The sequence below is a fragment of the Flavobacterium sp. genome, assembly GCF_035760125.1.
Lineage (GTDB): Bacteria > Bacteroidota > Bacteroidia > Flavobacteriales > Flavobacteriaceae > Flavobacterium.
This window is the reverse complement of record NZ_DASTTN010000094.1, coordinates 1-13,391: the sequence shown is the minus strand read 5'-3', so window position 1 is coordinate 13,391 and position 13,391 is coordinate 1. Positions and strand designations below refer to the sequence as shown.

The 13,391-nt window shown below is 35.5% G+C and carries 11 protein-coding genes; 6 read left to right on the top strand and 5 right to left on the bottom strand.

The features are described 5' to 3' along the window. Together VFS71_RS03880 and VFS71_RS03875 are read right to left on the bottom strand one after the other, a co-directional pair. Positions 1 to 587, bottom strand: a 587-nt coding sequence (locus tag VFS71_RS03880; protein ID WP_326399486.1) for a dienelactone hydrolase family protein, incomplete at its 3' end; no start/stop codon positions are given. A 45-nt stretch (positions 588 to 632) separates the two neighbouring features. Beyond that, on the bottom strand, positions 633 to 2,117 hold the full coding sequence (locus tag VFS71_RS03875) for a glycosyl hydrolase (RefSeq protein ID WP_326399485.1): 1,485 nt from the start codon (positions 2,115 to 2,117) through the stop codon (positions 633 to 635). 324 nt (positions 2,118 to 2,441) lie between these two features. Between VFS71_RS03875 and VFS71_RS03870 the strand changes: the two genes are divergently transcribed. The 5 genes from VFS71_RS03870 to VFS71_RS03850 all read left to right on the top strand — a co-directional run bounded on the left by VFS71_RS03870 (position 2,442) and on the right by VFS71_RS03850 (position 7,183). Beyond that, positions 2,442 to 2,981 carry a nuclear transport factor 2 family protein gene (locus tag VFS71_RS03870; protein WP_326399483.1) on the top strand — a complete coding sequence of 180 codons (540 nt, stop codon included), beginning with the start codon at positions 2,442 to 2,444 and terminating at the stop codon, positions 2,979 to 2,981. Positions 2,982 to 3,176: 195 nt separating this feature from the next. Next, positions 3,177 to 4,196: a quinone-dependent dihydroorotate dehydrogenase gene (locus VFS71_RS03865; RefSeq protein ID WP_326399481.1), complete on the top strand. Its 1,020-nt coding sequence runs from the start codon at positions 3,177 to 3,179 to the stop codon at positions 4,194 to 4,196. Positions 4,197 to 4,254: 58 nt separating this feature from the next. Further along, a complete protein-coding gene (locus tag VFS71_RS03860; RefSeq protein ID WP_326399480.1) occupies positions 4,255 to 5,118 on the top strand; it encodes a hydroxymethylglutaryl-CoA lyase in 864 nt (287 codons plus the stop codon). Between the two features lie 113 nt (positions 5,119 to 5,231). Beyond that, positions 5,232 to 5,783 (top strand): hypothetical protein, encoded by a 552-nt coding sequence (locus VFS71_RS03855; RefSeq protein ID WP_326399479.1) that lies wholly within the window; start codon positions 5,232 to 5,234, stop codon positions 5,781 to 5,783. Then, positions 5,780 to 7,183 carry a DUF5723 family protein gene (locus tag VFS71_RS03850; protein WP_326399477.1) on the top strand — a complete coding sequence of 468 codons (1,404 nt, stop codon included), beginning with the start codon at positions 5,780 to 5,782 and terminating at the stop codon, positions 7,181 to 7,183. Before VFS71_RS03855 ends, VFS71_RS03850 begins: the two co-directional genes overlap by 4 nt. A gap of 5 nt (positions 7,184 to 7,188) precedes the next feature. Here VFS71_RS03850 and VFS71_RS03845 read toward each other — a convergent pair whose 3' ends face one another. Further along, positions 7,189 to 9,720 (bottom strand): cation-translocating P-type ATPase, encoded by a 2,532-nt coding sequence (locus VFS71_RS03845; protein ID WP_326399476.1) that lies wholly within the window; start codon positions 9,718 to 9,720, stop codon positions 7,189 to 7,191. Positions 9,721 to 9,858: 138 nt separating this feature from the next. Between VFS71_RS03845 and guaB the strand changes: the two genes are divergently transcribed. Beyond that, positions 9,859 to 11,331: an IMP dehydrogenase gene (guaB, locus tag VFS71_RS03840; protein ID WP_326399475.1), complete on the top strand. Its 1,473-nt coding sequence runs from the start codon at positions 9,859 to 9,861 to the stop codon at positions 11,329 to 11,331. 215 nt (positions 11,332 to 11,546) lie between these two features. Here guaB and VFS71_RS03835 read toward each other — a convergent pair whose 3' ends face one another. Together VFS71_RS03835 and VFS71_RS03830 are read right to left on the bottom strand one after the other, a co-directional pair. Beyond that, entirely contained in the window at positions 11,547 to 12,137 is a 591-nt protein-coding gene (locus VFS71_RS03835; protein WP_326399474.1) for an HD domain-containing protein, read from the bottom strand. 153 nt (positions 12,138 to 12,290) lie between these two features. Continuing rightward, a partial coding sequence (locus VFS71_RS03830) for a TrkA C-terminal domain-containing protein (protein ID WP_326399473.1) occupies positions 12,291 to 13,391 on the bottom strand: 1,101 nt, incomplete at its 5' end.

Here is a 13,391-nt window from a genome sequence, read left to right as displayed (position 1 = left end):
GCCATCATATTGGCAATCCAACCTCCAAAACAAAAACCTACCACACCGACGTAACCATTGCAGTCTTTATGTGATTTTAGATATTCGTAGGCCGCAATAAAGTCTTCAAGCATTTCTTCTCGGGTGCGTTTCTTTTGAAGTTCTCTTCCCGCATCATCATTTCCGGGATAGCCTCCTAGTGGAGATAGTGCATCAGGAGCCAAAGTAATGAAGTCTTCTATAGCTACTCTTCTTCCTACATCTTCGATATAAGGATTGAGTCCTCGATTCTCATGAACAACAATTATTCCAGGTAATTTTTTTTTGGTTTGTGTTGGTTGTGATAAAAGACCCTTGATTGCTCCGCCTCCTTTTGGGGATTGATAAGTTATATATTCTGATTTTATTCTTGGGTCATCTGGCTTGATTAAAATAGAATCCACATAATTAGGGGTCATAAAACTAAGAAGAGACGGGACGGTTACACTACCTATTGCAAACAAGGACAGTTTTTCGATGAATTGTCTTCTCTCGATTTTGTTGTGAGCGTAGTCATCGTATAGATCAAAAATTTCCTGACTGATATCTTCTTTGCTTAACTTTTGCATGGCTCATTATTTAAGCCATCTAATTTAGAAAAAAAAGTGATTGTTTTAATTTTTAATCACTTTGAATGTTTTCTGTGTATTTTCATAAATGGCAATTACTGTGTAAATTCCACTTGCTAAATGGTTACCAATAGTTATTTTTTGATTGGTATAAAAATCATTGCTGGAAAAACAAACCGTACCTTTCATGTCAATTATTTTAAGAAGAATCGGTTCAGTAGTTGTGCTTTTAATTTGAAATGTTGCTTCGTTTGTGAAAGGATTTGGATAAAAAACATCCAAGTTGTTTTCTAAGATTTCATCATTAATTCCAAGATTATTTTCGTCAACTGCATCAATATAATTAAAATTAAATTTTGATTTATAAAGAATCTTAATGTAGTTTTCTCCTTGTGGCAAGTTGATTCCAGAAACTATTTTGTCGGTGTAGCTTTGTAGGCCTCCAGTAGCTTCAAAAGTTTCGTCCGTTTTTATAATGACGCCATTCAGGCTGATGTCAAATTTACCTTGAATTAAGGATGCTACTCGAAAAGTCATTTTATAAGAACTGCTTTTGGCAACATTTATCATGTATTCTCCCCAGTCACCAGCATCTGTAAAACATACATTTTGGGTCGTGCCTCCATCTGTAGTGTTTTGTAAACCTGTTCCTTTGCGGCGGTAATGTTTGTTTGCTGTAATTCTACCAGGCACATTCATTTTTTTGGAAGTATAGGGAACGTTAAGATAGCTAGTTCCTATAGGCCTGATTTCTCCGCTATTGGCACCAAGCAATTGACCTTCCAACATATCGGTCCAATTCGAAGGAACTCTACAGGTAAACCATGAATAACGATAAATGTCAGGGTCATTTTCAAAAGAGGTTACAATCTCTTTCATGAAATTGGTTTTCTCCGTGGCTGATTGTACTACTCTGTTAGCAAATTCGGTTACCCAAATAGGGATGTTGTATTTTTTTAATCCTTCAGTAACTCCAATTACTGATGCAGATGTATCATCGTAGGTATGGAAAGCAATATAATCTACTTTACAAGTTGGACAAAGACGAAAGAACTCATCGTGCCAAGCAATTGGGCTTTGATATCCTCCATAATTGGAAGGGCCATTGTAGGCTGGTGAGGCACTCACAATTTCCAACCCTTTTGCGGCAGCTATCTTTTCAATATTTGGCCAGGAATTAACTGCTTCTTGTGGTGTTAACCGTGAACCATCATTAAAGTTAGGCTCATTAAAAGCCAATAAATATCTGGCTCCAGGTTTTATGGTTGCAATGAAAGCATCTGGATTATTTATTTTTCCCCAAGCCATAGGCACAAATTCTACTCCCAAACTCTCGTAACTTGCATTTACGGCAGATTCAGGTTCAGCAGACCAATTATACCACCAAGAAATCCCTGGCTTTAAGGTATTCAAATCTGCAACGGAGTGGTTTCCATAGGCAACTCCTCTTTTGGGACTTACTTGTGCATAAATAGATGCAAAAAAAAGCGAGCTAATCCACATTATGATGAAGGTTATTATTTTTAACATAAACAGAATTATATTTGGTTCTAACTATGAATTCCAAATATAGTTTAACACGGCTTCACTTCTTATTTGAAAAATCCCATCAAAAACACATCAAAGTTTATCCCAGTCCAAATTGATGGCCTTGTAAAAAAAAGCTTTAATTTTTGTCTCAAAATGAGATTAATAATGATTTCTATTAGGGTTAAAATATTTAATGTAAAAAATTGAAAATCAGTTAATTTATTTTTAAATTTTAAGTAAACTTATTGGTTTTTTAATTAAATTTATGTGCCCTTTCTAAAGATAGCTTAATCTAGATATTTTGACACTTTAAATATTTAAGCTATGAAAAAAAAACTATTGATTGTTTGTTGTTTTTTCCTAATCGTGAGTTGTAAAAAAGAAGAATCCAAAGAAATGGATAAGGAAGTTACTGCTACTGATACTGTTGCTAAGCCTGCTGAGTTTGCCGATCCTAAATACGTCGAAATTGGTAAGAAGACGTTGGCTGCCATGGAAAAAGGTGATATGGACAGTTGGATGGAAATCTATGCCGATAGTGCAGTTTATGTGTGGAATAGTGGAGATAGCTTGGTGGGAAAACCAGCAATAGCATCTTATTGGAAGCAAAGAAGAGCAAATGTAATTGAAACCATTAAGTTTAGTGATGCCATATTTTTGCCTATTATGGTAAATAAACCTCAAAGCGTTGAAGCTAAAGGTGTTTGGTTGCTTGCTTGGTACAAAACAACGGCTAAGTATAGAAAAGGAAAAGAAATGACCCAGTGGATACATACAGATTATCATTTTGATTCGCATGATAAAGTGGATAGAGTTATTCAGTATATAGATAAAGCGGCTATAAATGCTGCTTTGCCAAAGTAAAATTTAATTGTTAATTGGTTGGTAAAAATAAAAAGCGATGCTAATGTGTCGTTTTTTATTTTTTTTTGCGTCTAAATGAATTTAGTTTAATGTGAATTTAGTTCGATATTTTAACAAATGGACGGCTTTAAACGCATTTCTATACCTTAAAACTAAAAACATTTCTTTACTTTTGTGCCAACCAATATTCGAACTATGTACAAGATTTTTATACGTCCTATTCTTTTTTGTTTTGACCCTGAAAAAGTGCATTACTTTACTTTTTCCTTAATAAGAATAGTTTCAAAAATTCCAGGATTTCCATCACTTTTCAGATTTTTATATCAAGTAAACGACAAAAGATTAGAAACGGAAGTTTTTGGTTTAAAGTTTAAAAATCCTGTAGGTTTAGCAGCTGGTTTTGATAAAGACGCTACGTTATATAAAGAACTATCTAATTTAGGTTTCGGTTTTATAGAAATAGGGACACTTACTCCAAAAGGTCAGCCTGGGAATGAGAAAAAACGTTTATTTCGTTTAAAAGAGGACTCGGCAATCATCAATAGAATGGGCTTTAACAATGGAGGTGTTCTGGAAGCAGTTGAGCGATTAAAGAAAAATAACGGCGTTCTTATAGGAGGAAATATTGGAAAAAATAAAGTGACCCTAAACGAAGATGCTACTTCGGATTACGAGATTTGTTTTGATGCCTTATATGATTATGTGGATTATTTTGTTGTCAATGTAAGTTCTCCTAATACGCCAAATCTTAGGGCATTACAGGAAAAAGAGCCGCTTACTCAATTACTTCAAACTTTGCAGAATAAGAATTTGGCAAAGCCAAAGCAAAAACCGGTACTGCTTAAAATTGCTCCAGATCTTACCGATGAGCAATTACTCGATATTATTGATATTGTAAAAGAAACTAAGATAGCAGGTGTAATTGCAACCAATACTACAATTTCTCGAAGTGGATTGAGTTCTTGCAATCAAACTGAAACAGGAGGGTTATCTGGAAAACCGTTAACTTCAAGATCTACTGAAGTGATTCGTTTTCTGTCTCAAAAAAGTAATAAAGCATTTCCAATTATTGGAGTAGGAGGAATACATTCTGCAGAGGATGCCTTAGAAAAATTAGAAGCTGGCGCTAGTCTAATCCAATTATATACGGGCTTTATCTATGAAGGGCCAGCGTTGGTAAAGAAAATAAATAAAGCAATTTTGTCAAAAAAATAGTAGGATAACGATTTTTCTTTCTTTGTAACTCAAAACCTTTTTTATATATTTGGAGGTTATGAAGTCAATAAAAATTATTGAGTGTCCACGAGACGCTATGCAAGGCATAAAAGCTTTTATTCCTACCGAAAGAAAGGTAGCTTATTTACAATCTTTATTGCGTGTAGGTTTTGATACCATTGATTTTGGGAGTTTTGTTTCGGCGAAAGCCATACCTCAAATGCAAGATACTGCCGAAGTTTTAGCGCAACTTGATTTATCCAAAACAACAAGTAAATTATTGGCTATTGTTGCCAATTCACAAGGAGCAACACTTGCCTCTGAACATGACGCTATTCAATATTTAGGTTTTCCTTTTTCGATTTCCGAGAATTTTCAAATGCGAAATACGCATAAAACAATAGCAGAATCTTTGGTGACATTGGATGAGATTTTAAATCTTGCCGATAAGACCAATAAGGAGACGGTTGCTTATCTTTCAATGGGTTTTGGGAATCCATATGGAGATCCTTGGAGTGTCGAAATAGTAGCAGAATGGACCGAAAAATTGGCAGGAATGGGAGTGAAAATTTTATCCCTTTCCGATACTGTAGGAAGTTCTACTCCAGAGGTAATTGACTACTTATTTTCTAATTTGATTCCTCAATATCCTCAAATTGAATTTGGAGCCCATCTTCATACGACACCAGATAAATGGTTGGAGAAAATTGATGCAGCCTATAAAGGAGGTTGTCGCCGTTTTGATGGTGCAATTCAAGGTTTTGGAGGATGTCCCATGGCTACAGATAAATTGACTGGTAACATGCCTACGGAAAAATTACTCTCTTATTTTACCGTTCAAAAAGAAAATACCAATTGCAGTCCAATGAGTTTTGAAAGTGCCTATAATGAAGCTTCAAAAATATTTGGTGAATTTCATTGAAAATAGTTCTGTGTTAAAAAGTGGTAAATTTTAATAATTTCAATTTTTTGTCGTTACTTTAATTACGTTTAGTTGACCGTTTAAAGTTGTGCTATAATTAATGTGACAATGATATGAAACACAGATTTTGCAATAGAATTATTATAATAATTACATTGGTATTATGTACTTTTTCGTGTAGCAGCGATTTGGATTTCAATCAAGTTAATGATTTTAATACCCAGCCAGTTTTTACGACAAATCTTGCTTATTTTGAAGTAAAAGCTCCTAGTTTTATTATAAACGGAACTGAGCAGCCTTTCTTTTCTTATGTATCTAATGTCGATTTTTTGAATACTTCCTTTGTGGAAGAGGATTTGGTGAAAACCGAATTGTATTTCAGAATTAAAAATACAATAGCTAGAGCTTATGTTTATAATGTCATTCTTCTAGATAAAAATAATACCCCTATTCATACCATAACAATGGATGTACCAACCTACAACGGCACGGAAGTATTGGTGGAAAAAACAGAAACATTTACCGCTGCAAATGTGGATATTTTGAAGCGAACAACCAAAATGGTTTTTTCAATTTTGATGCGTTCAGGTCCGCCATTAACAGCAGATAGTCCAGGCAGAATAGAGTTGAGTTCAAGTATAACTGCTTATTTTGACGTAAAATGAGAAAAATAGTGATCCTTTTATGTCTGTCGGTTTCTTTTTATTGTTTTTCCCAAAATAAAGAAGTTTTATATAATTTCACTCCTCAACCTCAAAGTTTATTACTTAATCCTGGAGCTGATGTAAAATACAAATGGTTCTTTGGAGTGCCGTTGTTATCTGGAATATCGGCCAATGTAGGGTCAACAGGATTTGATGCCTATAACTTATTTGCAAATGATGGAGTAGATTTTACTACCAAAGTAAAAAATGTTTTAGCCTCAACCAGTAGGAACGATTACATCACAGCCAATCAACAGTTGGAAATATTTACAGCTGGTTTTAGAGTAGATGGCGAAGAAAGTAAGTCGTATGTTTCTTTTGGAATGTATCAAGAATTTGATTCCTTTATTTATGTTCCAAAAGATTTGGCTATTTTGTCATTGTATGGTAATAAAGATTATATAGGTAAGTCTTTTGATTTAGGTGATTTGAGTGCAAAAGCGGAAGTGCTCTCTGTTTTTCATTTAGGGTTTAATAAACAACTTAATGAGAAGCTTATACTTGGGATTCGAGGGAAAATTTATTCCAGTATTTTTAATGCGACTTCAACCCATAATTCAGGATACTTTTATACCTATCAAGGTTCAAATTTAATTTACGATCAAGTCATAAAATCCAATTTACAGCTTAATACTTCAGGCGCAGCTAAGTATTTGGACGAAAATTATGAAGGTGATTTAGCAACTGATTTAAGAGATGATATTCCAAAAAAAGCATTTTTAGGTGGAAATTTAGGTTTGGGTTTAGATTTGGGGCTTACTTATTATCCTGAGAAAAACATTCAGATAACAGCAAGTTTGGTGGATATTGGGTTTATAAACCACACGAAAGATGTTGTCGATTATACATTCAAAGGAGACTATGCTTTCAAGGGAGTTATTACCAATTTTAATGAAGATGGAACGGTAGATGATGCCTATCAGGATTTTAAAGATGCAATTCCTTTTGATACCATATATAATAAGTACAAGACTCAGCGTCCTTTGAAATTTTATTCCTCATTTCAGTATTCATTTGAAGAAGAAAGGCAAACAGAATGTAATTGTGAAACTGACGAAGATTCCTGGTATCGAAGTGCGGTTGGAGCACAGCTTTTTGCAATGTCAACTCCTAGAGCTCCTATATTGGCATTGACCACCTATTACAGGAGAAGACTTCTTCAAGGATTACAAATGAAAGCAACATATACTATCGATTCGTATTCCTATTCAAACATTGGTTTGGGGTTGACAACCAAGATTGGTGTAGTTAATTTTTATGCAATGGCCAATAACCTTTTGGCTTATAGCGATCTCTCCAAGGCAAATGCCCTCACGTTTCAAATAGGATTCAATATAATCTCAGGGGGAAGCAGCAAATAAAATATTTATGAAATTGACTTCTCTTTTTTTCTTCTGAAAAATTTAAAAATTTCAATCCAAACTACAGAAACGAATCCAATTAATACGCTAAATCCAATTTGTAAAAATGCAATGCTTTCAAACTGAAAAAATGTTCTGAATAGAGGTATGATTAATAGTAAACCGGTTATCAACAGAGTTATTCCAATAATAAGTAAAACTAAATTGTTTTTGTATTTTAAAGTTTCGAATATAGAATAATAGAAGGAACGATTGGCAAGTGTCAAGAAAATGTTGGACGAAATCAATGTTAGGAAAACCATAGTTCGGGTGAGATCTTCCGAAAATCCGTTTTTTGCACTGTACTGGTAAATGAATAAAAGACCTAGTGTGATTGCCAGTCCTTGTATAATACTTATCGTGATTTCTTTGAAACTGAAAAAAGTATTGGTAAAAGGTCGAGGCAATTGTTTCATCAGATAGGGTTCCATAGGCTCATTTTCATAGATTATGGAACAGGTAGGTCCCATAATTAGTTCCAGAAAAATGATATGGACAGGCGAAAAAATATTCGGATATATCCAGTCCAAAACTAATGGGATAAATACTATTAAAATAATCGGGATATGGATGGATATGATATAACGAATGGCTTTTTTAAGGTTGATGTAAATTTTTCGCCCCATGGCTATGGCTTCTGTCATTTTGGAAAAATCGTCATCAATCAAAATTAAATTTGCCGCTTGTTTGGCAATTTCGGTTCCTTTCTTACCCATTGCAATACCTATATGCGCCGATTTTAATGCCGGACCGTCATTGACGCCATCACCAGTCATCGCAACGATATGGTTGTTTTCTTTTAAGGCTTTGATGATTTTTAGTTTGGCTTCGGGAAACATTCTGGTGAAAATATTGGTTTCCATAACTTTTTCTCTCAAGGAGGCTTCGTCCATGGTCATGAGTTCGTCTCCGTTTAGTGTTTTTCCAGAGTTTCTAAAACCAATTTGATTGGCAATCGTTGCCGTTGTCAAGGCATTGTCTCCCGTGACTATTTTTACTTGGATTCCGGCTTTATAAAAAGTTTCAAAAACCTCTTTGATATTGGCCTTTGGTGGATCATAAAAGGCGACAAGCCCTTTGAAATCAAATAAAAATTCCTGCTGTGTTTTTGGATAATCAGTTCCCAAAAAATTTGTAGCACCGACTCCCAAAACCCGATACCCTTTTTCGGACATAGATTGGACTGCATTCAGGATTTGAACGGTTTGTTTTTCGGATAATTTTGAACAGGCAATTAGGGCTTCGGGAGCTCCTTTAGTGGCGATAATTCGGTCTCCATTTTTATTTTCAAAAAGATGGGTCATCATTGGTGGTTTCCCGCTTAAAGGATATTCATGCACCATTTTGTAATTGGGACGCTCGTCTTTGATTCCAATTTTTGCGTAAGCCTCGTGCAAAGCAATTTCCATGGCATCAAAAGGAATCGGTTCACTGGCCCACATGGAAAAACTTAATAATTCCGCTTCCTTTATAGATAAGTTGTCTTTTTCATTGCCATTGAGACTACCATTTCCATTGAATCTGTTTTCTTCCAATAAATACCATTGTGCCAAACTCATTCTGTTTTCGGTGATGGTTCCTGTTTTGTCTGTGCATATCACGGTCGCACTTCCTAGCGTTTCCACTGTTTTGGTTTGTTTGACAATGATTCCGCTTTTCATCAATCGCCAGGCGCCCAAAGCCATGAATGTGGCAAATGCAACCGGAATTTCTTCAGGAATAATACTCATTGCCAAGGTTAATGCTTTTAATAAACTGTCCAAAACAATTTTTGAATTATAGTAATTGATTCCCCATACCAGAAGGAATACAACCAAACCAATAAGAGACATTTTGGTGACAAAATTTCCAATCTGAATCTGTAAAGGCGTTTTCTCTTCTGAAATGTCGTCCAGGCTTTTTCCTATTTTCCCTAATTCTGTTTGATTTCCTATTGCTATTACTTTGCAGATTGCCAATCCAGAGGCGACAATTGTTCCTTGAAAGACTTGATTGTTTTTGCTTTTTTCATTTTTAAAAACTGATAATGATTCTCCCGTGATTATCGACTCGTTTATCGAAAAATCGTTTGACTGAATGATGATTCCGTCGGCGGGGATAAAGGTTCCCTCTTCGCATTGAATACAATCACCCAAAACAATTTCCTCAGAAGGAATTTCTATCAGTTCTCCATTTCGAATGACTTTGCTTTTGGGTTGTGTTAATTTATGAAGGGCCTCAATGGCGTTCCGGCTCTTGGATTCTTGGTAGAGCGAAATGGTCGATACCAATAAAATGGCAACAGCCATAAATATTCCGTTTCCATAATCGGCGGTTATAAAATAAATGCTGGTAGCGGTTAACAATAATAAGAACATCGGTTCCTTTATCATTTCGGTTATGGATAAAAGTAGGTGGTTTTTCTTTTGATGGTCTGTGGAATTAAAACCATTTTGGATTCTGGATTGTTCAACTTCAACTTTGTTTAATCCTGAAATAGAGTTGTTTGCTGTTGACATAATTAAGGGGTGAAGTTATAAATAAAATAAGACTTTAACTTATTTTTACCATGCAATTTAAAAATAAAACAGGGGACTTAAGTGTTTTTTAGCTTAAGATTGTCTATATTTGCACGCAATTCAACTACAAATTGCAACATGAAAGCACATATCTCTAAGATTGTCGGCGAGGGTTTAACCTACGATGATGTATTATTAGTTCCCAATTACTCGAATGTTCTTCCACGCGAAGTGAGTATCCAATCAAAATTTTCAAGAAATATAACATTAAATGTTCCTATTGTATCCGCAGCTATGGATACCGTAACCGAAAGTTCTATGGCAATCGCTATGGCACAAGAAGGCGGAATAGGTGTTTTGCATAAAAACATGACAATCGAACAACAGGCTGCTAAAGTACGTAAAGTAAAACGTGCTGAGTCTGGTATGATTATCGATCCTGTTACTTTATTAATGACTTCTACAGTTGCTGATGCTAAAAGTGCCATGAGAGAATTTGGTATTGGTGGTATTCCAATTGTGGATGAAAATAAAATTCTAAAAGGAATTGTTACCAATAGAGATTTACGTTTTGAAAAAAATGGTTCAAGACCTATTGTTGAGGTTATGACAAGCCAAAATCTGGTAACAGTTGCAGAAGGAACTTCACTAGAACAAGCAGAAGTAGTTTTACAAGGTCATAAAATTGAAAAATTGCCTGTAGTAAATGATAAAAATGAGCTTGTTGGTTTAATCACTTTTAGAGATATTACCAAGTTGACTCAAAAACCAAATGCCAATAAAGATAAATTTGGTCGTTTGAGAGTAGCAGCCGCTTTGGGTGTTACCGCCGATGCTGTTGAAAGAGCAAGTGCTTTAGTAAATGCAGGAGTTGATGCCGTAATTATCGATACAGCCCATGGACATACGAAAGGTGTGGTTGATGTATTGAAAGCGGTGAAAGCCAAATTCCCAGGACTTGATGTAATCGTTGGTAATATTGCCACTCCAGAAGCAGCTTTGTATTTGGTTGAAAATGGTGCCGATGGTGTAAAAGTTGGAATAGGACCTGGTTCTATTTGTACAACCAGAATCGTTGCAGGTGTTGGTTTTCCTCAATTTTCAGCAGTTCTTGAAGTTGCTGCAGCTATAAAAGGAACAGGAGTTCCCGTAATTGCTGATGGTGGAATTCGTTACACAGGGGATATTCCTAAAGCGATTGCCGCTGGTGCAGATTGCGTAATGCTAGGTTCATTATTGGCCGGTACTATGGAATCTCCAGGTGAGACCATTATTTTTGAAGGAAGAAAATTCAAATCATATAGAGGTATGGGTTCTGTTGAAGCGATGCAAGAAGGTTCAAAAGACCGTTATTTCCAAGACGTGGAAGACGATGTCAAAAAACTGGTTCCGGAAGGAATTGTTGGACGTGTACCTTACAAAGGAGAGTTGAACGAAAGTATGCAACAATTCATTGGTGGTCTTCGTGCCGGAATGGGTTATTGCGGTTCAAAAGACATTGCTACTTTGCAGGAAACTGGTCGTTTTGTTCGTATTACTGCTAGTGGTATCAACGAAAGTCACCCACATAATGTGACCATCACAAAAGAAGCTCCGAATTATTCGAGATAAAATAAGACGAAAGTCAAAAAGTAAAAAGGTGCAGGATTCAGTTCTTGCACCTTTTTTGTTTTTGCAACTATTGATGTTTTTTGGGCGTGACCCTTCGTGAAAAACTACGGGTCGGGCTTTCTGTTCCCGCTTTTTTTTATCCCTTTAAAAAAAGGAATAAAAAAAGAGCTCCACTGCAATCCCTCACGCAGAGCAGCTTTGAAGAAATAAATCAATTATTTTTTTAGAATTCCTTTCTCCACACTTTCGTTGATCAAATTCTCTGCATAGTTCCAAATGGTTGTTGAACCGTCTTTAATTGCCTTTTTCTTATCGTAAACTGTTTGAAACGGCACATTATATTCTGCCCAAGTTCCGCCATTGTTTGATGTGTTTTGTAGCAAAGGTTCAAACCTGTCCATCGATTTTGCAAATTTTGCTTCATCAGTCATACCTTCTTCAAATTCTTTCCAAATTGCAATAAATTCTTCTGCCTGTTCTGTCGGTAAAAGCCCAAAAATTCGTTCTGCTGCAATAAGTTCTTCGTCTGTATTTGTGTGGCTTTGTGTAGTGTCGTAAAGAAAAACATCACCTGCATCAATTTCTACGATGTCGTGGATTAAAACCATTTTCAAAACTTTGAGAACGTCAATTGGTTTGTCCGAATGTTCCGCTAATACAATTGTCATCATTGCTAAATGCCAACTATGTTCAGCGTCATTTTCGTTTCTGTTGCTGTTGAATAATTTAGTTTTACGTTGAATGTATTTCAACTTGTCAATCTCTTTTATGAAACTTACTTGTTTTAATAAATTGTCGGTTTGCATTGCTTTATAAATTTTGAAAGATTTTTTATTGTTACTAAGATGTTCTTTAAAATTGCCGCCAACGGCAGTCTGTGAAAAAACCGTCGTTTCTCCGCTTGTACTGGCAGGGAGCTAGGAGTTAGGATTTTTTTGCATTATCTGTAAAAGCAAAATTTAATCATGAGCCAAATCCGCCAATAGTTTTTTGTTCCCAACAATCCATAAAATATCATCTTTTTCCAGAATGACATTCGATTCTGGGTTTAAAGCACGGTTTCCTCTTTTTTCGATACCCACAATCAATCCTTGTGTTTTTTCACGTAGTTTAGATTCTTTGATGCTTTTACCTATAAAGGTGTGATTTTTTAATTCGATTTGGCGCAAAACAATGTCAGGTTCTACAACTTCTGGAGAAACGTCCATTTCGTGTTGATCTAAATATTTTTTAAATTCCTGTACTTGAGCATCAGTTCCAATAACACAAATCTCGTCTCCAGGAAAAACACGTTCGTTCCTGCTCGGTATATGTATAGTTATGTCACCCCGTTTTATTGAAACAATATTAATTCCTAAATTTTCCCTCATTTGAAGGTTTTTCAATGATTTGCCGGCTATATTGGATTCTGCCGCAATGTCAAATATTGCCATGTGACCGTCCCAGGGAGTTAAATCACTTCGGCTTCTTTTGGCTCTGGCAATTTCTCGGTCGTTTAAATTGGCTAGAAAATGATTTTCAATTTTATGGTACTGGATGTGGAGTTTTCTTTGAAAAATTAAATATATCACCACTGCAATTATGAATGCGATCAGAGCGATTTTTGGCGAGAAAAAAGTATTTAGCAATAAACCAATAAAGAAAATGGATAACACAATACGTATAAAAAACAGCATCGTCAAAGGTCCACGGGATTTGCGGTCCAGCATTAATTGTTCGACTTCATTGGTGGCGACTCTTCGAAAAGCAAGCGCCCACAAAAATGGAGCTACTATCCCCAATGTGATTAATGCTCCTATTGTATTTCCCAAATGATAATCTTCAACTAAAGGCAATATGAAACGGGACGAAAGTAAGATGACGGCAAGAATGATTACGACAAGCACAATCACCTGAATTAAAAAAGCATTAATAACCGTTTGCCATAAACTAACCGTTTTTATCGCTTGTGTACTGGCTGAATAGCGTTCAATTCGTTTGGTCCATTTTCGGGGTAAGTTATGTGCCAAATATTCTGAAAAAGGGAGTGAATATTTAATCATAAACGGAGTCGTAAATAC